This window comes from Limisphaerales bacterium (genome assembly GCA_014382585.1).
Classification (GTDB): domain Bacteria; phylum Verrucomicrobiota; class Verrucomicrobiia; order Limisphaerales; family UBA1100; genus JACNJL01.
Genome location: JACNJL010000030.1, coordinates 1 through 24387, shown reverse-complemented (window position 1 = coordinate 24387; position 24387 = coordinate 1). Strand labels below are relative to the sequence as shown.

Sequence of the window (24387 nt, the reverse complement as noted above, 5' to 3'; positions counted from 1 at the left end):
TGCCTCCACGTCTCTGCGTGAGACTTTTCACCTTGCCGCCATCGGGATTTGCCGCGAGGCTTTTGGCGTTCACTCCTTCGCCGATGAAAAAGACGATTCTATTTTCCCTGTTGACCGGAGCCACCATCCTCTCGGCCGCGCCGTTTAAGTTTCAACCCACCGACTGGCCGGCTTGGCGGGGGCTGCAGGGCGATGGGCATGCGCAGGCGGTGGAAGGGTTGCCGGTGAAATGGGGGCCGGAGGAGAATGTGGCTTGGAAGATCGCGCTGCCGGGGCGCGGGCACAGCACGCCGACGATTGTGGGCGACCGCATTTATCTCGCCACGGCGGAGGCGGATTCGCAGGTGCAATCGGTGCTCTGCCTCGCGAAGGCGACGGGGAAACTGATTTGGCGGACGCCGGTACACACGGGCAAGTTTTTGAAGGGCGGCAACAAACACGCGTCGCATGCCTCGTCATCAGTGGTGTGCGATGGGGAGCAGTTGTACGTGTCCTTCCCGAATGACAAGCAGGTCTTTCTCACGGCGCTGGGCATGGACGGCAAGGTGCGCTGGCAAAAATCGGTGAGCGATTACGTGATTCATCAGGGCTTCGGCACCTCGCCGATGGTGTATCAAAACGTAGTGGTGGCCAAGGCGGACAGCAAACAGATCGGCGGCGCGGTGGTCGGGTTCAACAAGCAGACCGGCAAGGAGCTGTGGCGCATTCAGCGGCCGAAGTATCCGAACTACACCACACCGGTGATGGTGACCGCCCATGACCAATTGCAGATGGTGTTTGCCGGTGCGGAACTCATCACCAGCCTCGACCCGCTCACGGGCAAGAAGCATTGGGAGATAAAGGGCAGCACCCAGGAGTGCGTGACCACCACGGTGACCGACGGCAAACGCGTGTTCATCAGCGGCGGCTGGCCGAAGAATCACACCATGGCCGTGGAGGCCGACGGCTCCGGCGAGGTGGCCTGGCAAAACACCGCGCGCGTGTATGTGCCCTCCATGCTCGTGAAGGGCGATCAACTCTACGCCACGATGGATGCCGGTTTTGCAGTGTGCTGGGATTCGGCTACCGGCAAGGAGCGCTGGAAAGAACGACTCGGCGGCGCCTTTTTCGCCTCGCCTGTTCTCGCCGGCAACCGCATTTACGCCACCAATCTCGCGGGCAAAAGCTACGTGTTCAGCACGGACCCGAAAGAGTTCAAGTTGCTGGCCACCAATCAACTTGGCGAGGAAATGTACGCCTCCCCGGTTATCAGCGGCAGCCGCCTCTACCTCCGAGTCACCGCCAAGCGCGGCGGCCGACAGGAGTGGCTGTTTTGCATTGGGAAAAATTAAAAATGAAAACGATCATCACTCTATTTTGTACCGCTAGCATTGCTTGGGCAGCGGAAATGGCTTCGGGGACTGTGTTCAACGATGCCAACGGAAATGACCAGCGCGATGCGGGCGAGAAGGGGCTCGCGGGGGTGGGCGTGTCCAATGGCGAGGCGATTGTGGAGACGGATGCGGACGGGCGCTGGAAATTGCCGGTGACTGACGACACGATTCTGTTTGTGCTCAAGCCCAGCGGCTGGATGACGCCGCTCAACGCGCACAAGCTGCCGCAGTTTCATTACATCCATAAACCGAAAGGCTCGCCGCCCTCGCGTTTCCCGGGAAGCAAGCCGACGGGGCCGTTGCCGAAGTCGATTGATTTTCCGTTACGCAAACAGGCGGAGCCGGACCAATTTCGCGCGGTGTTCTTTGGCGACCCGCAACCGACGTCGCAGACGCAGATTGATTACATCGCCAATGACGTGGTCGCGGAGCTGGTGGGCACGGACGCGAAGTTTGGCGTGACGTTGGGCGATATCATGTTTGATGACCTGTCGCTCTTCAGTAGTCTGAACCGCACCGTGGCGCTGATCGGCATCCCTTGGTACAACGTCATCGGCAACCACGACGTGAACCGTGAGGCGAAGCTCGATCATCTTTCGGATGAAACTTTCGAACGCGTGTACGGGCCGCCGTATTATTCGTATGACTACGGCAAGGTGCACTTCATCGTGCTGGACAACGTGGACTGGTACCACGACGAGGCGCGCAAGCGATCGGCCTACCGCGGCGCGTTTGGCAAGCGGCAGCTCGCCTTCGTGAAAGCCTCCCTCGCGCGGGTTCCAAAAGATCGACTGGTGATGCTCATGATGCACATCCCGCTCACCGGCACGGGCGATCGGCAGGCACTGTATCGCTTGATCGAAAAGCGCCCGTACACATTGAGCATTTCCGGCCACACGCACTGGCAGGCGCACCAGTTTATTGACCGTGGCGACGGCTGGATGGGAGCGAAACCGCATCATCACATCGTCAACGTCACCGTGAGCGGCACGTGGTGGAAAGGCGCCAAGGACGAGCGCGGCATTCCGCACACGACCATGCGCGACGGCGCGCCCAACGGCTATTCGATCATCACCTTCGACGGCGCCAAGGCTACCTTTGATTTCAAGGCCTCGCGGTTCCCCGCCAACCACCAGCTACGCATCCACGCGCCCGTGGCGCTCGCCGCCGCTGATGTGGCCAAGACGTCCGTGTATGTGAATGTGTTTGCCGGTTCGGAGAAATCCACTGTGAAACTGCGCGTGAACGGGGGCAAATGGACACCGCTGAAAAAGACGATCGAGCCGGACCCTTATTACGTGCAACTGCACGCCGCGGAGAAGCTCGCCAAGGTATCGCCCGAACTGAGCCCCGCGCGCGATTCGTATCATCTCTGGAAAGGCCCCCTACCCGCCAAGCTACCCAAGGGAGCCCACCTCCTCGAAGCCGTCACGCGCGACATGTACGGCCGCGAATACACCGCTAAACGCATCCTGCGGGTGGAATGATTTTTTCATCACAGAGGCACAGAGAGCACAGAGAAAAATCAACGGACTCGCAGGCTCGTCCCTCCATTGAGTTTTGCTGGAGGACGAGCCTGCGAGTCCGCTTTCATCAAACACTCTGTGCCTCTGTGGTGAATTGGTTGCAAAACCCCGTCCCAAAGTGGCAAGCTTGCGGCACACCATGAAGCGTCTAGTTTTTCTGTGCCTGTTGACCCTCGTGCCCGCGTTGCTGGCGGATAAGCCCAACATCATTTTCATCATGGCCGATGACCTCGGCTGGACGGAGCTGGGCTCGTACGGACAAAAGAAGATCAAGACGCCACACCTCGACCAACTCGCGCGCGAGGGCATGCGATTCACGGCCAATTACTCCGGCAACGCCGTGTGCGCGCCGTCGCGTTGTGTGTTGATGACCGGCAAACATCCCGGCCACGCGTTCGTGCGCAACAACAAGGAATTCAAGCCCGAAGGTCAGCATCCCATCCCGGCCAACGAGGTGACGATGGGTGAGCTACTGCAAGCGCAAGGCTACGTGACCGGCGCGTTCGGCAAATGGGGCTTGGGCGGCCCGGGCTCCACGGGCGATCCTATGCATCAGGGTTTTAACCGTTTTTTTGGCTACAACTGCCAGCGTGTCGCGCACAGCTATTATCCGCCCTATCTTTGGAGCAACAAAGAAAAGTACGCGCTCAACAATAAGCCACCCGTGCCCGGTCATGCTTCGTTGCCGCAAGGTGCGGATGCCGGCGATCCGCGCAGCTACGATATTTTTAAAGGACAAGACTATGCGCCCGATCGCATCAACAATCGTGCCTTGGCGTTTGTGAAAAAAAACAAGGACCGGCCATTTTTTCTTTATTACCCCACCGTCATACCGCACGTGGCGCTGCATGTGCCCGATGAGGAACTTAAGCCCTACCTCGCGCAGAAATGGAATGATCCGCCCTTCACCCGCGCCAAAGGCTACGGCTACACGCCTCACTTCACGCCGCGCGCGGCGTATGCCGCGATGATCACCCGCATGGATCGCTACATTGGCAACGTGCTCAACCTCGTTAAAGAACTCGGCCTCGAAAAAAATACCATCGTCATCTTCACCTCCGACAACGGCACCACACATTTGAAACTCGAAGTGGATTACGATTTTTTTGAAAGCGTGAAGCCCTTGCGCGGCCTGAAAGGCTCGCTCTACGAAGGCGGTATCCGCGTACCGCTCATCGTCAAGTGGCCCGGCAAAATCAAAGCCGGCAGCACGTCTCATTATCGCACCGGCCTGGAGGATTGGCTGCCCACTGTGCTGGATTTGATCGGGGCATCCGCTCCGGCATCCATCGATATCGACGGCATCAGCATTGCGCCCACGTTGCTTGGCAAAAAACAAGACCCGCGCGATTTTTTGTATCGCGAATTTACCGGTTATGGCGGCCAACAGGCGGTCTGGATGGGGCACTGGAAAGGTGTGCGCCAAAATATGCTCCGTAAAAATAACAAGACCCCGCTCAAGATTCAGCTCTTCAATTTGAAAACCGACATCGCCGAATCCAAAGACGTTGCCGCGCAGCACCCCAAGGTGGTGGACCAAATTCGGAGGCTGATGCAGTCGGAACATAGTCCGTCAGCGGATTTCCCCTTCAAGCCGATCGATTAGTTGCACCCCGTTGATGAATCGTTGGCTGAAAATTTTTTCGTGGCTCGCAGTCAGCTGCTGCGCGGCGGAATCGGCGGAGAAAAAACCGCCGCCCCATCCGCTGGCGCCTTTGCCTGGGTTTGAGAGCTTTCAACGTGTCCGCGAGGCTACAGCGATGTTGAGTGGCGCTGGCCGCGTGAGCCGTGTTGAATGGGCGGACGATGGCCGTTCGATGAGTTTTGTGCGCGGCGGCAAACAGATTCGCTTGGGCCTCGCCGATTTTTCTGAAACAGATCTCGGCAAGCCATCAAAAACCAAGCCAACGCCACATTTGCCGGTGCGTTTTCATCGCGTGGGGCGCGCGTTGCAATCCACTTGGGTGACTTCGCCCGACGGCAAATGGGTGGCGCGGCACGCAAACTTCAATGTGTTCATCGAACCCGCACCGGCGAAGGGCGCCCCCAAGCCCGGCCCGGCGGATGTAAATGCCACGCGCGTGACCTCCGGAGGCGCGGAAAAATTTCGCTACGGCACCGCGTGTTGGGTTTATGGCGAGGAGCTGCATCAACGCACCGCGATGTGGTGGTCGCCCGACAGTCGGCGGTTGGCATTTTATGAAATGGACGAGCGGCACCTGCGCGATTACCACCTTACCACCGGCAACACCGCCAACTACACCGAAGTGCAAACGGTGCGTTATCCGAAATCCGGCGACGCCAATCCGGTTGCGGGTCTGCTGATTTACGACCGCCAAACGCGCCGCACCACGCGCGTGAATGTGGGCGGCGATCCCACGCAATATATTTTCAACGCCCGCTTCGCGCCCGACGGATCGGCACTGCTTTTCAATCGTACCAACCGCCGACAAGACACGCTGGAGATTGTGGCCGCCGATCCTGCCACCGGCCGTACACGCATCGTGGTGACCGAGAAGCAACCGGCATGGCAAAACAACCGGCCATTGCTGCGGTTTCTAGATGACAAAAAACGGTTCATTTGGGAAACTGAACGCACTGGTTGGAAGCAGTACGAGCTGCGCCATCTCAACGGCTCGCGGCTGAGGTCGCTCTCGAACCTGAACGGCAAGCCGGTCACTTCGATTGTGAAGGTGGATGAAAAAGCCGACTGGCTTTATTTCACCGCGCGCAGTGGTGGGAATCCTCTCAACGATCACTTGCATCGTGTACGGCTTGATGGCACCGGCCACACGCGGCTCACGCGCAATGCTCTTTATTATAGTACATTCAACATTTCGCCCGACCACAAATGGTTCGTGGCCCGACGCGAAGCGGTGGGCGTGCCGCCGGTGATGGCGTTGTTTGATACGAAAGGCAACGAAATTGTCGTGCTGACAAAGCGATCGGATGCCGACAAAAAAATGGTGACCGAGTTGAGGCTCGCCAAGCCGGAATTGTTTGCCTGCAAAGCGGCGGACGGCAAAACGATGCTTTACGGCACATTGTACAAGCCCGCAAACTTTGATCCCAAGCGTAAGTACCCGCTGTTGGTGAGCGTGTATGGCGGGCCGAGTTCGCGTGGCGTGTCCAATCATTATTCGGCGGCGAATCCATATTGTGAGTTTGGTTTTCTCGTGGCCACCTTTGCAAACCGTGGGACTGCCGCGCGTGGCAAGGCGTTTGAAACGGCGGGCTATCTCAAACTTGGCACGGTGGATCTCGACGACCAAGCCGCCGGCGTGCGCCACCTCGCCAAGCGCGCGTACGTGGATGCCACGCGCGTGGGCATTGCCGGTCATTCGTACGGCGGCTATATGAGTGCGTTGGCGTTGCTGCGTTATCCGGAAGTTTTCCACGTCGGCGTGGCCGGCGCGCCGGTGACCGATTGGAAAAATTACGACACCATTTACACTGAACGCTACATGCGCACACCCAAGGAAAACCCGGACGGCTATCGCGCCGGTTCCTGCCTTACCCGCGCAAAAAATCTAAGAGGCAAACTCTTGCTGCTGCACGGCCTCATCGACGACAACGTGCACCCCGCCAATACGTGGCAACTCGCCGACGCCCTCCAACGTGCGGGCAAGCAATTTGACATGATGATTTACCCCCGCAGCAAACATGGCCTCATCAGCCATTCAAGCAGCCTTCGCTGGCTGTATCTCCACCGTCATCTGAAGCCCGAGCCGATTATTATAAATGGCGCAAGCAAGACGGACTAAAGGAAGACCATGCCCAAGAAAATCAATGTCGCTATTTTGACCAACCAAACCGGCGCGCATGTGGGCGCGTATTTGAATGCGTTGCGCGACACGGAGGCGTGCGGGGCCGTGGTGTTGGCCGACCCCGACGGGCATTGGGTGGAGCGCGCTCGCAAGGTGCTCGGCGGCAAATTGAAGGCCGTCCATCGGGACGCAAAACAAATGCTCGCAAAGGAAAATCCGTCGATGGCGATGGTGACGATGGAGGCACGCATTGCTCCCCCAGTCATCGATCTCGCGCTGGAGGCGGGGTGCCACGTGTTCGCGGAGAAACCGGCGTGCCTGCGCGCGGAGGATTTCGCGCCGCTGGTGAAGAAGGCCGACGGCAAGCATTTGCACGTCATGCTCGCGCTGGCTAATCGGGTGAATCCGGAAATCACCGCTGCGCGAACGCTTATTGCCGATGGCGCCATCGGAAAGATTTACGGGCTGGAGATGCATCTCATCGCCGACCAAACACGCCTCCAAAACAAAGCGTATCACACCCAATGGTACGCGCAAAAGAAACGCGCAGGCGGCGGGCATCTTGTTTGGCTCGGCATCCACTGGCTCGACCTTGCACAATACGTTACTGGGGCCGACATCGCCGAGGTGACCGGCCACATCGCCAACGTCGGCGGGCAGCCGATTGATGTGGAGGATTCCGCGACTGCCACCCTGCAGTTTGATGCCGGCTTCCTCGGCACCCTCTCCTCTGGATACTATTTAAAACGCGGCTATCATTCTCACATCAAAATCTGGGGTAGCGAAGGCTGGCTGCACCTCCAGCAAATGCTTGATCAGCCCCTCCACTGGCTCTCCCATCAAGGCGATCAAGCCGGCAAGGTGCTGACATGGAAAGGCAACAAACAACCGCGCGGTTACACCCCCTTCGTCCGCGCGTGCATTGAGTCCATCGCCAACGACACCGACCCGCCCATCAGCAACGCAGACAGCCTCCGCGCCGTGCAGGTCGTCTACTCCATTTACGAGGCCGCCGAAAAACGAAAAGCCATCCGCATTTCATGAGACTATTTTTATCTCTTTTAATACTCGCAACGAGTGCCGCCGCAGCCGACTGGCCCGTGTACAAGGCGCCTGATGGCAAATTTACCATTGCCCTCCCCGGCAAGGTGACTGTGAAGCAGGGCCAAAACCGTTATTCGTTCGGCCTTGTCACCATCACAGCCCACACCCATAAGGCGGACAAGGACACCGTGTGGCGCGTGGCCACGCACGATTATCCCGCCGCTTTCGTGAAACAAATCACGCCCGCCAAGCTCATGAACGCGATGGCCACCGGCATGCCCAAGAATGTGAAAGGCAAACTCATTGGCCCGAAACCCGTGAAGCACGCTGGACACGAAGGGGTGGCGTTCCAAGTCGCTGACGCCGCCCCCAACGGCTACGACATCCACGTCCGCCTGTTCACCGTCGACTCGCGCGTGTACCAGCTCACGCTCGTCGGCAATCCCAACTCGCCTGCGTTCAAGCAAGTCGACAAGTTTTTCGAATCATTCAAGCCGGCGAAATAACGTCGCCCTTACTGTTTCGTCTTTCCACTACGCTCACCCGGCAAGCCCGCCTGGCGCAGGCGATTGTTCAGATGAGTGTCCAGCTGCGCGACGGTCTGGGCGTGTTGCGGGTGCTTGGCGAGGTTGGTGAATTGATGCGGATCGGCCTTCATATCGTACAACTCGGCGGAACCATCCTTGTAACGGAGGTAGGCCCAGTCGGCCGTGCGCAGGCCGTAGTTGCCGCGGTTGAGGGATAACGCCCCGCGGCGCACGCTGGCGGCCGGGTTCTTGAGCACTGGCACCAGACTTTTGCCCTGCACCTCAGCGGGCACCTTGAGTCCCACCAGTTCGGATACGGTCGGGTAAATATCCATCAACTCCGCCAACGCAAGGGAACGGCCGGGCTGATAACCGGGAGCGTCGATGATCAGTGGCACGCGGGTGACTTCCTCGTGCAAGTTGGATTTCTGCCAAAAGCCGTGCTCGCCAAGGTGATAGCCATGGTCGCTGGTGAACACCACTGCCGTACTCTCGCGCAGACCGAGGCGGTCCAGCTCATCGAGGATGCGCCCCACTTGCGCGTCCATGAACGCCACCGACGCGTAGTAGCCGGTCCACATCCGCTTTTGGTTGTCGGGATAGTTGCCAATCGAGTTCGTCTCCGACCGCGTGCCGGCCAACCCGGCTTTTGGGATGTCCTGCGCGTCGCCCTTCACCGTCTTGGGCAGCTTGATCTTCTGCCACGGGTACGGGTCAAAATAGTGCTGCGGCGCCACCATCGGGTAATGCGGCCGAACCAAGCCTACCGCCAGGAAGAACGGCTGATCCTTGTGCTTCTGCAACAGCTCAACGGCCTTCGTGGCCGACTTGTGATCCGGCTGATCAGAGCCGTCGCCTTCGTACCGCACAGTCACAAACATCCGGTGCGGCATGCGTGTGGATTGCCGATTTGCTTCAGCGGTCGTGAATACATTCAGGTTCAGGCACGCATACAGCCCCAGTGTATGCGCCTCTTTGCCGGGCGAATTGAAACGCTCCGTCCACGAGGACGCGATGTCCAGGCCGTGCGTGCCGGCAATGATATCGCCCGGGACGCGCATGTGATAAATCTTTCCCACCCGCGCGCTGTACCAGCCGTATTCGCGAAAATGCTGACCGAGATTCACCTTACCGGCGCCCTGATAACGGCTGTGCATGAACGACGTCCGCGACGGCGCACACATCAGCCCCTGGCAATACGCACGCTCAAACACCATTCCTTCCCGCGCCAGCTTATCGATGTTCGGCGTCTTGCAAACCCGATCCCCGTAGCAACCAAGCACGCTCGCCTTGAGATCGTCACTAATGATAAAGAGCACATTCTTGATGGCCGCCTCGGCCGGAATACTCAGCGCCGCCAAAAAAAGAATCGCAAGAAATTGCCGTTTCATAGGAACACGAACGTACGTGGAACGGGCGGAGTTGGACACAAAAAACCGGCCTTCGGAATAGTCTCCAAAGGCCGGTGAGAAGGTGGCAGACGCTGCGAGTCCAAGCGCGAATTACTTCGCAAAGCCCGGCGCCTCGAATTGCTGGCGCAGGCGATTAAATTCCTTCGTCAACGCCGCGCGGGTTTTGGCGTAGGCCGGATCGGTATAGACACTGCGCATTTCGTTCGGATCCGTTTTTAAATCAAACAGATTCCACTCATCGCTGCGCGGAAAATACATCAGCTTGTGCCGCGCCGTGCGCACGCCGAAGTGTTGCGGCACGCGGTGCTCGCCGAATTCATAGTAGGAATAATAGAGCGAGTCGCGCCAGCTCTCGGCCTTGCCTTTGAAGAGCGGCACCAGCGAACGGCCCTGAACTTCGGCGGGAATCTTGAGACCGGCGATCTCCAGAAAGGTCGGCGCGTAATCGATATTTTGAATCAACTGCTCCGGCTTGGCACCGGGCGCAATCACGCCGGGCCAACGCGCGAGGAAAGGCATGCGAAAGGATTCCTCAAACATCCAACGCTTGTCGTACCAACCGTGCTCGCCCAGAAAGAAGCCCTGATCGGACGAGTAAATGACGATCGTGTTTTTCGCCAAATCATTGTCGTCCAGATACTTGAGCATGCGCCCCACGCTCTCGTCCACGGCCTTCACCGTACCGAGGTAGTTGCGCATGTAACGGCGATATTTCCAGCGCACCAAATCTTTGTGGCTCATTTTGCCGCCGGCAAATTCTTTGAGGAACGCCTGATTGCGCGGGCCGAAGTGCGCATCCCACTTGGCCTTTTGCGCGAGCGTCATGCGGTTATACTCCGGCGTGCCGTAGCGGTCAGGCTTGGGCAGCTTCACCTCGCCGCGCTCATCCTTACGCACCTTGGCGTCGTACGCCCAGTCGAAGTGCCGATCGATCTCCATCTCGTTTCCGGCCAGCGTGGCGCTACGATTCTTGTATGAATCAAACAACGTCTCCGGCTCCGGGATCACCACGTCATCAAACGCCCCCAAGTGACGCAGCGCCGGCGCAAAGGTACGGTGCGGTGCCTTGTGCTGGCACATCAGGAAAAACGGTTTCTGCCGACCGGCCACCTTGCGGCTCTCCAGCCACGCGATCGCCTTGTCCGTCGTCAGATCCGTCGCGTAACCCTCGAAGCGTTGGCGCGAATTATCCTGCTGGATGAACACCGGATTGTAGTAACTCCCCTGTCCCGGAAATACCTCCCAGTGATCAAACCCCTGCGGCGTGGTGTTCAGGTGCCACTTACCGATCACCGCCGTGTGATAGCCGCCCGTCTGCAGCGCCTTCGCCACTGTCCACTGATCTGCGTTAAACTTATTTCCATTCCGCATGAACCCATTCTTATGACTGTGTTTGCCCGTCAAAATTGTCGCCCGTGACGGCCCACAGATCGAGTTGGCACAGAACGAATTCAGGAACACCGCCCCCTCCTTCGCCAACCGGTCAATATGCGGCGTCGGCGCCACCTTCGCCAACGGCCCACCATAAGCCGAGATCGCCTTCACCGCGTGATCATCCGAAAACAAAAACAGAATGTTCGGCCGTTCAGCAGCCGACACGCCAATGGTTAGCAGTAATAAAAGGAGTACGCGCTTCATTTACGCCAAGCTATCATACCGTTTCCGGCGTGGGAATCTTGAAGGCTGACTACCGGCGGATCGTGCAACCGGGCAGAGCTTTGCGCAACTTGTCGACTTCCTCATCGGGCAATCCCTCGATGTTCATCAGGATCACTTCATCGAGCTTCTTCAAGCCCAGTAACGGCTCCAAGCGGGTAATTCGATTGGTGTTTGCGCCGTAGGGGTTATTGCCGATGCTGAGAAACTTGAGATTGTCCAGCTTGCTCAAGTGTTTCAACTGCTCATCGGTGAGTTTGTTGTCCGTCAACGTCAGGTGATTCAGCTTCGTTAAACCGGCCAACGGGGAGAGGTTTGCGATGTTGTTTTGCGAAAGCCGCAGCTGGGTCAGGTTTTCCAATTCGGCCAACGGCTTCAGGTCGCTGATGCCGCATCCAGAGAGGTCTAGTTGTTCCAGCTTGCTCAATTTCGCCAACGGCGCGAAGTCATCAATCTTTTGCTGACGGCTCAAGCTGAGCATCCAGAGATTAGGCAACGATTCCAAAGGCGACAGATCATACACGTCCTTTCCCAAAATAGTCCGGCCCAGCGTCAGGCCCTCCACTTTGGCAAGATTTTCCTTCGTGAATCCGCCATCGCCAATCTGCCGTTTCACTACCTCCCCGATGGGTCCGTCTATTTCGACCGCGGATTCATGGTTGCTACAGCTGGCGAAGGCCAAGGTCAGTAACAGCCCAATCATGTGTTCTTTCATAGAGCTTTACTCCCCCTCCATCGCTTCCACCAATTGCTTGGCGAAGGCCTGCTCCTCGGGGGTGAAGGATTTTTTCAGACGCGAGATACCAACTCCACGGTCCATGGTTCCATAGTGCCCATAATATTTCTCACTCGTGTAAGCGAACCACTTGGCCCGGGTCTTCGTTTCATCTTTTCGTTGGGCATCATTGGTGATCTTCTGAATCGTTTCCCACGACTGCTGGTATTCCCCCAGATTTGCGAGGGAATCTGCTGTTGCAGAAAGGGCCAGTGCTTGTCTGAGGGGATCCTTAATCCCTTCTGCCAACCCTAATTCCTGTTTCAAGAGTGCCGCCGCCCCTGTTTCGTCGCCGATCTGGTTCATCGCCTTCCTCACTTCCCGCAATCGACTCGCCAAGAATTGATCTTTTACCATGAAGTTCGGAATATGCTTTTCGTTGATATTCATCGCTTCCGCTGCGGCCTCCTTTAATTTTGCGGCCGCCATTTCATTATCACCTGCTTCCGCATATCCGAACGCACTTGCAATCAACACATCCCGCTTGGGGCGAAACATATCCGCCACCTTGTCGGCCGCTTCATCCGCCTGCTTCAGCGTTGCCAGTGCTGCTTCCATTTGGCCGGCCTTCACTTGCGCCGAGGCAATGGCCCGCAAGGCCGGTTCCTTTGCCATACCGCCGCGCATTTGAGGCACCAACGCAAGGGCCTCGTCGATTTTTCCTGCCCGGGCCATTTCCACAGCAATGTCTCCCATAGCCTGTGACTTTGAAGAAAACATGGACTTGTCGTTTTTCAACACCTCCAAGGCCTCCTCGAATTTTCCTTTTTCAGCCAAACCCTCGGCAATTTTGCCATAAGCTTCAGCCTTCTTTTGGTCGCTCCGGCCGGGGAATCGCTTGACCCATTCCAAGGCGAACGCCACCTCGCCTTCCTCGGCCATAATCACGGCGATATCCGTGCGCGCGGAGGCGTTCAATGTCCTCGTAAACATATCCTTGCCTGGTTGGATCAATTCCTTGGCCTTTTGGATTTCCCCGGCCCCAACCAATACCCGGGCGAGGCGTTTGTAACGGCTGGCATTTCTAAATCCATTCTTGTCAGCCCGAATCGACTTTAAGGCTTGAGCGCCAGTCGTCACCGCCTGCTGCTTCTGACCCGCCGCCAACAGGGCGGAGGCAATTTCAATCAAGACATTGGCTGTTTCATTTTGTGGAATGTTGCGAGCCAATCCTCTGGCCTTTTGAAGCGTGGCCATGGCCGCGGCTGAATTGCCCTCCTTGGTCTGAGCCTTTGCTACCTGGCAAAGGGCCACGGCGCGATCCCCCGCAGGCTCAATCCATTGCGCAACCTTCAAGGCCAGCGTCGCATCACCCGCCTCCGATGCCTTCTTAGCCAAATAGACTAATCCCATCGACCCTTGTCCGGATGGAGAAAGCAAAGCCACCTCCGTTGCAGATTCCAAATCTCCCGATTCCACCAAAGCAACCGTCAGCTGCGTTACCGCTCCCCCGTAACCGCGCTTGCCTTTTTTCTCCTGAAGCAAAAACAAGGCAAAATTCAGCGGCGATTTTCCTGCCTCGGCAGCCTGCACTACCTTCAATTTCGAAGCTGGCCGGCTGGGCCGCGTTGAATGGGATTCACCTGAATCGCCGCCTTCTTCGCCTTCTTCTTCATACGCGTGATCGTGCCCGTGGTCATCTCCCTTGCCACAACTGACAAGAAACAGGCTGGTCATTAATATCGAAAGAAATGCGATCTTCATCGCCGAAAACTAACACCCCTCCGAGTAACTGCATACTGTAATTTTGGAGAAATTTTATAGTAGGCATCGTTTCGGTGATGGCCGAAAATTTGTGGGAAATCGGCAGGCAACCAAAACGATGCCATAGCCACTATCAAACACCGGTCATTTGGAATCCGAAACATTCGGAAAATATTTCTGGGGAAACCCATCGAGTTTTTTGAGGACGGTGTCCGTGTGCACGAGCAGCAAATTCTGCTCATTCGCGATGGCCGCCAGCACGCGGTCGACGAGGTCTCCATGATCCCAGTCCCATTGCCCCGCCTGTTGCGCGGCGGCGGCGGAGGGATTCTCCAGCACAAAATTCTCCAGCGCGTGTGGCACCCATTGTTTCGGATTGGGCACACCTTTCAGTCGCCCACGCCGCCACTTGAAAGTGATTTCCGCCACGCTCAACGGGCAAAGATGGAACTCCGTGATTTCCTGATCCAAGAACCGCCGCAACGCCGGCCGCATCGGCAAGCCGTGATAACGCCGCAACCACACGCCCGTATCAAGCAGCGCCTTCATCATCCAATGGCGCGAAGGCCGGCTCGTCCAAGTCGATGCCGCGCAGAGCAGTGCGCTTCAATGCCCGCTTCGCCACCGGCGGCTTGGCCTTGGCCACTGGTTCGAGCTTGCGCAGAAGAATATGCCCCCCGCTCGACACACACTCAAAGGCATCGCCCGCCACCGCCGGCTTGGGCAGTACCACCCGCCGTTTCTGATCCACGATCACCTTCATGGTGGGAATATCCCACCAATTCCATAAATCGTCAAGGGCGGCCGGTTATTTGACTGGTTTCGCTGTGAATTTCACCTGCAAGCTGCGCTTGCCGGCGTCCTGTTTCGGGCGCGGGACGAGAATGAAATCATCTGCAATCACCGGACTGAGATCGCCGCCTTCGAGCAATTGCACCTGACTGACGCGGTGCGGCAGAAAGGCCACGATCGGCCGACCGCCTCGTTGGGAGCCATTGTTGTTCACGGTGGCAAAGCTTGCATCGCCCTGCTTCGGTGTGATGGTGAGCGTGTAGGTGTTGCCCTGCCGCTTGAGTTTCTGGCCGTAGGCGAGTTTGCCCGGGGCGAGCTTGGCGGACCATTTGGGATCGCCGTAGTAGGCCACCACGTCGCGGTCGAACGCCAGACCGCGCAGGTCGCCGCGCGGGGTGGCTGAATCGCGCAGGCGATGGATCAGCGCGTGGTGGTTGGCGAAAAACGCCTCGGTCAACGTGTAGCGCCCCGGTTGTTCCACGTAATAATCCAGCACGCCCCAGCCTTGGTAGCCGAACCATGTGGGCTTGGTGTAGCCGATCATTTGCATCACGCTCACGTCATTCATCCACGCCAACGCCATCGCATCCGGCCCGTTGATGTTGCCCATCAGGCAGTTGCCAATCGGCAAATAGACTTTGGGATTGGTGGACTTGATCTCAAACCGCTCGCGTCGGGTGTTCTCGCCAAACATCTGGCCCGCCTTGGATTTCAGGAACCCGTTCCGGTACCGAAACCCAATCTGCCAACCGCCCTCAGTCGCGTGCCCGGACGTGATAAATAAATCCGGCTCATAATCCGCCAACACTTTGGTGAACGCCTCGGTGGTGTCATCGGGCCCGCGCAATTCCTCCGCCGGTCCACCGGGTTTTTTGCGCACAAATTTATTCTTCACCAGCTCGTCGTACCACAAACCTTCGGTCACACATTCCAGCGCGATCTCCGTGCCCGACGCCACCTTGCGCACGGTGAGCGGCTGGGCGTGCTGGGCAATGGCCAGCGCGTTGGCGGCATTGTAGCCGGTCAGGATCCCCCACATCGTGTCTGTGTAGGGATCATCATCGAGCTTGCGCGTGAGCTGATGGACCTGTGCCACAAACGTGCCGGTCGCTTCCTTGGGCGTGGCCACAAAACAGGTGTAGCGCGGGAATTGCCCGCGCAGTTTACCGAGCGCGCCGGCAACATCGCCATCGTGCTCGATGACCTTTGCCTCGTGCTTTTTCACCAACGCGGTGACGACCGATTGCCAGTCCTTGTTCGCATACGTAGCCTTGGATACCACCACGGCGTAGTCATCCGCCGTGGATGTCAGAGACAGCGCGAGTGTGATGAGGAGTAAATGGATGAATGATTTCATGGTTTTTATTTAACTCAAAATATCCTTCACCACTTTTCCGAACACATCGGTGAGGCGGAAGTGGCGGCCTTGGTGGCGGTAGGTGAGGCGTTCGTGGTCGATGCCGAGTTGATGGAGGATGGTGGCCTGCAGGTCGTGGACGTGGACGGGGTTCTCGGCGACGTTGACGCTGTAGTCGTCGGTCTCGCCATAGGTGATGCCGCCGCGCACGCCGCCGCCGGCGAGCCAATAGGTGAAGCAGTTGGGATGATGGTCGCGGCCGTAGGTGGTCTTGGTGAGCTTGCCCTGGCAGTAAATGGTGCGGCCAAATTCTCCGCCCCAAACGACGAGGGTGTCGTCGAGCATGCCGCGTTGCTTGAGATCGCGCAGGAGTGCGGCGGTGGGCTGATCGGTGTCGCCACATTGCACGCCGACCTGTTTGGGCGTGTTGCCGTGGGCGTCCCAGCCGCGGTGATAGAGCTGAATGAACCGCACCCCCCGCTCGGCCAAGCGGCGGGCGAGCAGACAGTTGTAGGCGTAGCGGCCGGGGGTGGCGACATCGGGACCGTACATTTCGCGGATGTGTTGCGGCTCGCTTTTCAGGTCGATCAGCTCAGGCACACTCATCTGCATGCGGTAGGCGAGTTCGTACTGCGCAATACGGGTGGCGATCGCGGGATCGTTGAAGCGGCCGGCTTGTTCGCGGTTGAGCTGGTTCAACGCATCGAGCATCCGGCGACGCTGGGTGCGCGTGACGCCGGCGGGGTTGTATAGGTCCAAAATCGGATCGCCCTGCCCGCGGAATTTCACGCCCTGAAAACGGCCGGGCAAGAAGCCCGCACTCCACAGGCGATCGTACAGCGGTTGCCCAGCCTTGGCGCGGCCGTTGGAGGTCATGGCCACAAACGCCGGCAGATTGGCGTTCTCGCTGCCGAGCCCGTAGCTCACCCACGCGCCCAAGCTGGGGCGGCCGGGGATGACGGAGCCGGTCTGGAACAAGGTCGCGGCGGGATCGTGATTGATCGCCTCGGTGTGCATGCTCTTAATCACGCACAGGTCATCGGCGAGCTTGGCCACGTGCTGTTGCGGCTCACTCACCCACGTGCCGGACTGGCCATGCCGCGCAAAGTTCAAGGTGCTCGGCGCGCAGGGAAACGATTTCTGCCCAGCCGTCATCGTGGTCTTGCGTTCGGCGGGGTAAATGGACTCGGGCACTTCCTCACCATGTCGCGCGGCGAGGTGCGGTTTGTAATCGAAGAGATCCATCTGAGCCGGCCCCCCGGACTGAAAGAGATAAATCACGCGCTTCACCTTGGGCGCGAAATGCGGCAGATCCTGCAGGCCTCCAATGCGGTTGCGATGTTCGGTGGCCACGTTGCGCGCGTTGAGCAGCGATCCCAACGCCATCGCACCCAGCCCCAGCGTGCCGCGCTCCAGAAAGGTGCGGCGAGTTTGTTGCGTCAGGATTTCGTTCAACAGGTTCATGTGAGGAGGGGAAGTGAGCAGTGAATGGGGAGTGGTTCGAAAATGGAATAATCTATACCGGACTCGCAGGCTCGTCCCTCCAGAACATGCACGTACATGGAGGGACGAGCCTGCGAGTCCGTTGGCGGGCACAAAGAATTATGATTATTCATCGTTTCAATTCTGCGTGATCGCTTCGTCGAGGTTAAGAATGGTGTTGGCTACCAGCGCGTAGGCGGCGAGTTGGGCGGGCGGCAGTTTGGCGTCGGCGGGTTTTTCGCCGACCTTTAACAGCTTGGTAGCCTCAGCCGGTTGCGCGGCAAAATCCTTTTCGTAGAACGCCAGATCCGCCTCGAGCAATTTCAACTCGCCCGCCGTGGGCGGCCGACTGACCACCGCGCGGAAGGCCCACGCGATGCGCTCCTGCGGCGTGGCGTCCTGCTGCAACATCCGCTCAGCCAGAAACCGCGCGGCTTCCACGAACGTTTTATTGTTCATCAAGGTCAACGCCTGCAACGGCGTGGTCGTGAGGTCCGTGCGCACGATGCACACCTCGCGCGCGGCGGCGTTGAAGGCCATCATCGTAGGCGGCGGCACGGTGCGACGCCAGTAGGTGTACATCCCGCGCCGATACAGCTTGTCGCCTTTGTCCTGTTTGTAGCTGGCGTTGGAGATACTGCGCCAAATGCCCGGCGGCATGTAGGGCTTCACCGAGGGGCCGCCGATTTGGCCATTCAACAAACCGCTCGTGAAGAGCGCGGCATCCCGAATGGCGTACGGCGTGAGGCGCTTGCGCGGGCCGCGGGCGAGCAGACGGTTTTCCGGATCGCGCGCATCGGGAACAGCGCTGGCTTGCCGATAAGTCGCGCTGGTGACGATGAGTTTGTGCATTGCTTTCACGTCCCATCGCCGGCGAATGAACTCGGTGGCCAACCAATCGAGCAATTCGGGATGACTCGGGTGCTCGCCTTGCACACCGAAATTTTCACTGGTCTTCACCAAGCCGAGGCCAAAGTAATGCTGCCACATACGGTTGACGGTGACGCGCGCGGTGAGCGGGTGCGTCGGATCCATCAGCCATTGCGCCAGGCCGAGGCGCGTGCGCGGCCACTTGGCGTTCCACGCGCCGAGCACGGGCGGCGTGGCGGGCTGGAGTTTCTCGGTCTTGTCCGGTTGATCGTACATGCCGCGGTTCAACAAATACGTCAGGCGCGGCTGGTCCCGTTCGTGCAGGACCATCACGGTATCCGGCGCGCCGGGTTGCGGCCGCGGCACGGAGGTTTGCACCACCTTGATTTTCACCGGATCGGGCGTGACGAATTTCGCCTCGGCCTCCGTCAAATCCGGCCAGCTCTTGGGGACCTTGATGAACGGCGGGCTATTGCCGTTGTTCGGTCCAAGCCCGGCTTCGTCGATGTTATTGAAGAATGCGAACAGCCGGTAAAAATCCTTCTGCGCAATCGGATCGTATTTATGATCGTGGCAGCGCGAGCAGGTGAGCGTGAGGCCGAGGAACATCGTGCCCATTGTCTCCACGCGATCGGCCACGTATTCCACAATCCACTCGTCCGGAATCGAGCCGCCCTCGGAGTTGATGCGATGGTTGCGATTAAAGCCCGTGGCCACTTGCGTGAAAAAATTTCGGTCCGGCAACAGGTCACCCGCCATCTGCTCCGTCACAAACCGATCAAACGGCACATTGTCGTTGAGCGCCTTGATCAACCAATCGCGCCAGACCCACATGTAGCGCAGGCGATCATTTTGGTAGCCGTCGGTATCGGCATACCGCGAAGCCTCCATCCAGCCCAGCGCCATGTGCTCGCCATAGCGCGCCGAAGCCAGCAGCCCGTCCACGGCTTTTTCATAAGCCTGCGGCGAGTTGTCTTTCAGAAACGCGTCCAACTCCGTAATCGTCGGCGGCAACCCGGTCAGGTCGAAGCTCACCCGGCGCAGCAGCGTCGCCTTATCCGCGGGCGGCGAGGGCTGCCGTTGGGCTGCCTCCAGTCGCGCCAACACAAAGGCATCGATTGGGTTGTGTCCCCACGCAGGGTTTTCCGCCTTCGGCACCGTCGGCCGCTTCGGCGGCACAAACGCCCAATGCCGGTCGTCCTCCGGCCAATCGGCCCCGGCCTTCAGCCACTGCACCAGTTTGGCGCGATCGGCCGGGCGCAATACGCGGTTGAAATCCGGCGGCGGCATTTGCAAATCCGGATCGGTGCTCGTCAGTCGCTTGAGCATTTCGCCCTCATCGAACACGCCTGACTCCAGCGCAGCCGCGCGGTCATCCAACCGCAGCTTCGCCTTGCGCGCCTTGGCATCGGGCCCGTGGCAGTTGTAACACGCATCGGACAACACCGGCCGAATGTCCCGTGCGAAATCCAATGGAGCCGCCGCCAGACCTCCCAGTCCCGCCAGCCAAATCACCCCAATAATGCGCCAATCCATCATGAATTCAGAACCGAAAGCCTATGCCAGATACGGGTACAACTCAAGTTTAGGCGACCCCTGAACCCCTACTCGCCTTTGGCTGGCAGGCCGGTGGCCAGGGCGATGACGGCCCAGGTGGTGCCCCAGTAGGTGGCCGTTTCTTCGACGGATTTTTTCTTGTTCGCCTTGGTGCCGCGCACGGGCCAGGAGCCGTCTTTGGACTGGGTCCGAAGTAGAAACGCGCGGGCCCGAACTGCGGCCTTGGCCTCGGGCGACAGACCGGCGCGTTGCAAGGCGTAGAGCGCGAGGCCGGTGCCGAGGGCGTCACTGGGATCCTGCGTCAACCAACCCCAACCGCCATCGGCGCGTTGATGCTGAAGCAGCGCCTGCTGCGCGCCAGCCCGAGTCTTGAAGGTCTCGGCCAATAACAGTTTGAGGGCGTAATACTCGGTGCTTTGACCGGCCGGACTACTCCCTGCGGCTTTCCGGGCGCGGACAGCAACGGGGCCGTCGGCCAAAGCCAGCGCAAGCCATTGGGCCGTGACGACGCTGGTCTCGGCTGCCGGCCGTTTCTGGCCGGGCAATTGGCCGCCGGGTTTCCAAGTGCCGTCCTCGCGCTGGGCATGCGGCAGCAACGCGGCGAGCTTCGCGCGTTTGGCTTTGGGCAATTGCGGCAGGCCGAGCAACAGCTGCGCCACGCCTTCCTTGTTCAGCTGACCGACGATCTTGCCCTTATCGTTTTTGCTGAATGAAGCGGTGATCGACCAGTCGATCCATTCATCCAATTCCTCGCTCACGACAAAGCCTTTTTCACGCGCCAGATTCAGGCTCCAAACCATGGTGTTGATGCGGTGACAGGAAACACAGTTGCGTTTCTCGATCCATTCGACGCCCTGCTCCTCAATAAACGGGATCGCGCGCTCAATGGCCTGCCGCGCGGAGGAGGCCGCGGACAGCGGCACCACAGAGATACAGAGTGCGCAGAGAAAGAGGAGGCGGTTCATGATTTGGATTTGATGGAAAACAGCCTCGGCCAATTCATGAATACCGTCAACGCGGTATTCGGTTAACGCGGCACCACGGCCTTGGCCGCGCGGTCGTCCACCCGGAAGTAGCCCAGCGGACGGGCGGCTTGGGTGCCATCGGCGATTTGCCAAACGGCGCCGGGGCGGGTTCGTTGGCGCTTGGTTTTACCGGGCTCGATGGTGGCGTAGTGGCGTCGGTCGCCTTTGGGGGTCATCCAAAACAGTTGCACGGGTTGCGGGCGGCGATTGACGAAGATGACGTCGAAGCCGCCACCGACCGGCTTGGAGGCGGGCACGGTGGCCTCGGCCTTGATGGGCATCCATTTCAGGGAGGGCATGGCGTCCAGCGAAGGTTGAGCGGCGGGGGCGAATTTCTTCGGAGCCAGTGCGCGGAGGCGGCGCAGGGTCGCGGCGTGTTGCTCGTTCTTGGCGAGGTTGCGCCACTCAAAAGGATCAGTGCGGATGTCGTAGAGTTCCTCTTCGCCGGCAGCGTAGCGGATGTAGCGGAAGCGTTCGGCACTGAGGCCGAAACTGCCGGGCTGGGCCAAATGCGTGAGGGCGACGTGCGGCCAATCGGCGTTGGAGTTTTTCAGCAGCGGCAACAGACTCGGGCCATGGTGATGCGGGTGCGCCGGCAGACCGGCGAGTTGGGTGAGCGTAGGCGCGAGGCTAAGTAGGCTGACGGGTTTGGCGCTGACGCCAGGACGAGTGCCCGTCGGCATGCCGGGTACCCCCTTGGGCACGCGTAGGATAAACGGCACGCGCGTGCACACACGCCAGGCGGTGAATTTTTGCCAATGCTGTTTCTCGCCAAGATGCCAGCCGTGATCGGACCAGAGCGCGACGATAGTGTTGCCCGCATTGGGCCCTTTCTCTAGGGCATCAAGCACATGGCCGAGCATGGTGTCAGCAAAGTAAATGGAGGCGAGGTAGCCTTGCACGGCGGGCTTCCATTGCGCGTGCTTGCGGATATGGGCGAAGTAACGGTTGGGACCGCGGCGTTTGCCTTCGGGCGGCAGATCGTCGAGATCGTCGGCCTTGTAGCCGGGCGGCAGTTGAATGGACTCCAGCGGGAAAGGCTCGAAATATTTCTTGGGCACAAACCACGGCTCGTGCGGGCGGTAAATGCCGCAGGCGAGAAAGAAGGGCCGATCGTGTTTCTTGGCGAGCTGTTGGCCGACCCATTGCGCGACGAGATGGTCGCCGCCGTATTCCTCGTCGGTGGCATCCAACGGCGCCCAGTCGGTTTCGACATATTGCCACGGCTCGCGCGGAATGCTTACCGGTCGTTTCTCGGGATAAAGCGTGCGGGGAAAAGGATTCTCCGTTTCCTTTTTCGGGAAGTACTCATCCCACGATGGGGCGTCGATGAAGTAGTGCAGCATCTTTCCGGAACCACCGGCCCAGTACCCGGCGCGGGAGAAGGTCTTGGGCAGCAGCTCGGCTTTGGGCAGAATTTCGCGCATGCTTTGGTTGTTGGCGTATAGGCCGGAGCGGTGCGGGGAACGGCCTGTGAAAATCGCCGTGCGCGAAGGGTTACACGCCGGCGCCGGGCAATGGGCGTTGGTGAAGAGGACTCCCGACGCGGCCAGCCGATCGAGATTGGGCGTCTTCGCCTGCGGATGACCGCCGAGACAACCGACCCAGTCATTCAAATCATCGATGGCAATGAAGAGAATGTTCGGCTTGTCGGCGGCTTCCGCGTGAAGCACGGAAGTGCTGAGAGCGCAGAAAAGAAGGAGGAATCGCTTCATGACATTGATAATGTGATCGTCGAGGTTCCGTACCGACCGTTCGGCATCCGGCCACTATTTCTTCGGCGCGGCCAAAGCCGGGAATTGATCGGTCACACTTTGATGAAAAGTCGCCGGCCAACCTTCGTTCGATTGGGTGGGGCCGGGGTTGGTGCGGCCATTACGGATGGCGGTGGCGAGTTGGGCGACGAGTTCCTGAACACGCTTCGGTTCCTTGGCGCTCAGATTGGTTTGCTCACCGGGATCGTTGGCCAAATTAAAGAGCTGCACGGACGGCAATTCCTTGTTCTTCAACGCCTGCGCGGGGCGCGGAGCACTCCAACCGCCGGAGCCGGGGCAAAGGATGAGTTTCCACGGGCCGCGGCGGATGGCGAAGGAGCCGTTGATGGAATGATGAATGGTGAAAGGCCGGAGCGGTTGGCGATTGGCTTGGCCCCGCAGCGTCGTGAGCATGGAAAAGGAATCCTCGGCGGCCCGGGCGGGAACGGCATCGCGTTGGCCGAGAATGTCGGCGAGGGTGGCGTAGAGGTCAGTGGTGCAGATGGTTTCGCTGGAGGCGCTGCCGGCTTTCACCTTGCCGGGCCAGCGGACGAGGAAGGGCACGCGATGGCCGCCCTCATAGATATCGGCCTTGTGCCCGCGCCAGTCGGCGTTGGGTTTGTGCCCCTTGGCGATGAGATCGGGAATGTTGGCCTGAGGCGAGCAGCCGTTGTCTGCCGTGAAAATCACAAGGGTGTTGTCGGCGAGATTTTGTTGATCCAACTCGGCCAACACTTCGCCGACGACCCAATCGGTTTCCATCAGGAAATCGCCGTAGATGCCGAGGCCCGATTTGCCCTGCCATTTTTTGGACGGCACAATCGGCGTGTGCGGGCTGGTGAGCGGCACGTACAGGAAGAAGGGCTTCTTGCTCTCGGCGCGCGAGGCAATGTACGCGCGGCTTTCGCGCGCGAAATCGATGAGACAATTGACCGCTTCAAAATCCTCCGCTGCCGGACCGGGCCGATGGAAGGCTTTGGTGGTGTTGGCCCAGGCAGTGGGTTTGTCGTTTTTCAAATACAGATACGGAAACATATCGAGCGACGCGGGGATGATGTAGGATTCATCAAACCCAATCGCCAACGGGCCGCCGGTGACTTTTTTGTCGTAATCAATCTGCCAACCGTCGCCCTTGGGCGCGCCGGTTTTGGGTTTGCGTTTTTCGCCATTGGGCAACATCTGCCAGCCGAGCCCGAGGTGCCATTTGCCGACCACCGCCGTGTGATAGCCGTGCTGCCGCAGGAAGCCGGGCACGGTCAGGCGTTTCTTTTCGATGAGCGGCTCGGACATGCCCCAAAGCACACTCTTCTTCAGCGTGCTGCGCCAGTTGTAGCGCCCGGTTAGAATCCCATAGCGCGTGGGCGTGCAGACGGACGACGTGGTGTGTGCGTCGGTGAAGCGCATTCCCTCGCGCGCCAATCGGTCACAATGCGGTGTAGCCGCCTTGCCTCCCGCGTGCGAGAGATCGCCATAGCCAAGATCATCGGCCAGGATATAAATGACATTCGGCGCCTCTTTCGCTGCCAAAGCGAACACTGAAGCGCACAAGAAAAATAACAAACGAATCGGCATGCCCTGAGTTAACACGCAAGTGCGCGACTAGCAAGGCGCGGGGACGCCGTTTGGGCAAGGGAGGGACAAGGTCCACCTTGCCCCGTTTACGATGGAAGCCTACGCCTTGGTAAACACTTCGCGGGCGCCGGTCTTGGCGCTGTCGGCGAAGCGTTCTTCCTCGATGCCCATGCTATGCAGGATGCTGAGGAAGA

18 protein-coding genes are annotated in these 24387 nt (G+C 59.1%); 6 read left to right on the top strand and 12 right to left on the bottom strand.

What is annotated here, in order from left to right; translation table 11 throughout:
* Positions 1-83: 83 nt before the first annotated feature.
* From H8E27_05515 to H8E27_05490, 6 genes are all read left to right on the top strand, one after another.
* Complete coding sequence (locus H8E27_05515; GenBank protein ID MBC8325066.1) at positions 84-1331, top strand: PQQ-binding-like beta-propeller repeat protein; 1248 nt, start codon at positions 84-86, stop codon at positions 1329-1331.
* Between the two features lie 2 nt (positions 1332-1333).
* Complete coding sequence (locus H8E27_05510; GenBank protein MBC8325065.1) at positions 1334-2860, top strand: calcineurin-like phosphoesterase C-terminal domain-containing protein; 1527 nt, start codon at positions 1334-1336, stop codon at positions 2858-2860.
* A gap of 178 nt (positions 2861-3038) precedes the next feature.
* Entirely contained in the window at positions 3039-4505 is a 1467-nt protein-coding gene (locus H8E27_05505; protein ID MBC8325064.1) for an arylsulfatase, read from the top strand.
* Positions 4506-4518: 13 nt separating this feature from the next.
* On the top strand, positions 4519-6663 hold the full coding sequence (locus H8E27_05500; GenBank protein ID MBC8325063.1) for a S9 family peptidase: 2145 nt from the start codon (positions 4519-4521) through the stop codon (positions 6661-6663).
* Between the two features lie 9 nt (positions 6664-6672).
* A complete protein-coding gene (locus H8E27_05495) occupies positions 6673-7710 on the top strand; it encodes a Gfo/Idh/MocA family oxidoreductase (GenBank protein MBC8325062.1) in 1038 nt (345 codons plus the stop codon).
* Complete coding sequence (locus tag H8E27_05490; GenBank protein MBC8325061.1) at positions 7707-8216, top strand: hypothetical protein; 510 nt, start codon at positions 7707-7709, stop codon at positions 8214-8216. Before H8E27_05495 ends, H8E27_05490 begins: the two co-directional genes overlap by 4 nt.
* 8 nt (positions 8217-8224) lie before the next feature.
* Here H8E27_05490 and H8E27_05485 read toward each other — a convergent pair whose 3' ends face one another.
* The 12 genes from H8E27_05485 to H8E27_05430 all read right to left on the bottom strand — a co-directional run bounded on the left by H8E27_05485 (position 8225) and on the right by H8E27_05430 (position 24193).
* The gene (locus H8E27_05485; protein MBC8325060.1) at positions 8225-9628 is read right to left on the bottom strand and encodes a sulfatase; all 1404 of its coding nucleotides are present in this window, start codon (positions 9626-9628) and stop codon (positions 8225-8227) included.
* 111 nt (positions 9629-9739) lie between these two features.
* Positions 9740-11287, bottom strand: a complete 1548-nt coding sequence (locus H8E27_05480) for a sulfatase (GenBank protein ID MBC8325059.1) — start codon at positions 11285-11287, stop codon at positions 9740-9742.
* A gap of 49 nt (positions 11288-11336) precedes the next feature.
* The gene (locus tag H8E27_05475) at positions 11337-12020 is read right to left on the bottom strand and encodes a leucine-rich repeat domain-containing protein (GenBank protein MBC8325058.1); all 684 of its coding nucleotides are present in this window, start codon (positions 12018-12020) and stop codon (positions 11337-11339) included.
* 6 nt (positions 12021-12026) lie between these two features.
* Complete coding sequence (locus tag H8E27_05470) at positions 12027-13784, bottom strand: hypothetical protein (protein MBC8325057.1); 1758 nt, start codon at positions 13782-13784, stop codon at positions 12027-12029.
* Positions 13785-13928: 144 nt separating this feature from the next.
* Entirely contained in the window at positions 13929-14336 is a 408-nt protein-coding gene (locus tag H8E27_05465; GenBank protein ID MBC8325056.1) for a PIN domain-containing protein, read from the bottom strand.
* Entirely contained in the window at positions 14317-14547 is a 231-nt protein-coding gene (locus H8E27_05460) for a hypothetical protein (protein MBC8325055.1), read from the bottom strand. The genes H8E27_05465 and H8E27_05460 overlap by 20 nt, the downstream gene beginning before the upstream one ends.
* A 45-nt stretch (positions 14548-14592) precedes the next feature.
* Entirely contained in the window at positions 14593-15933 is a 1341-nt protein-coding gene (locus H8E27_05455) for a hypothetical protein (protein MBC8325054.1), read from the bottom strand.
* 9 nt (positions 15934-15942) lie between these two features.
* The gene (locus H8E27_05450) at positions 15943-17397 is read right to left on the bottom strand and encodes a DUF1501 domain-containing protein (GenBank protein MBC8325053.1); all 1455 of its coding nucleotides are present in this window, start codon (positions 17395-17397) and stop codon (positions 15943-15945) included.
* Between the two features lie 156 nt (positions 17398-17553).
* On the bottom strand, positions 17554-19824 hold the full coding sequence (locus tag H8E27_05445; GenBank protein ID MBC8325052.1) for a PSD1 domain-containing protein: 2271 nt from the start codon (positions 19822-19824) through the stop codon (positions 17554-17556).
* 65 nt (positions 19825-19889) lie between these two features.
* The gene (locus H8E27_05440; GenBank protein ID MBC8325051.1) at positions 19890-20807 is read right to left on the bottom strand and encodes a hypothetical protein; all 918 of its coding nucleotides are present in this window, start codon (positions 20805-20807) and stop codon (positions 19890-19892) included.
* Positions 20808-20869: 62 nt separating this feature from the next.
* Positions 20870-22582, bottom strand: coding sequence for a sulfatase-like hydrolase/transferase (locus tag H8E27_05435; GenBank protein MBC8325050.1), 1713 nt, complete (start codon positions 22580-22582; stop codon positions 20870-20872).
* A 54-nt stretch (positions 22583-22636) separates the two neighbouring features.
* Positions 22637-24193: an arylsulfatase gene (locus H8E27_05430; protein ID MBC8325049.1), complete on the bottom strand. Its 1557-nt coding sequence runs from the start codon at positions 24191-24193 to the stop codon at positions 22637-22639.
* Between the last annotated feature and the right edge of the window lie 194 nt (positions 24194-24387).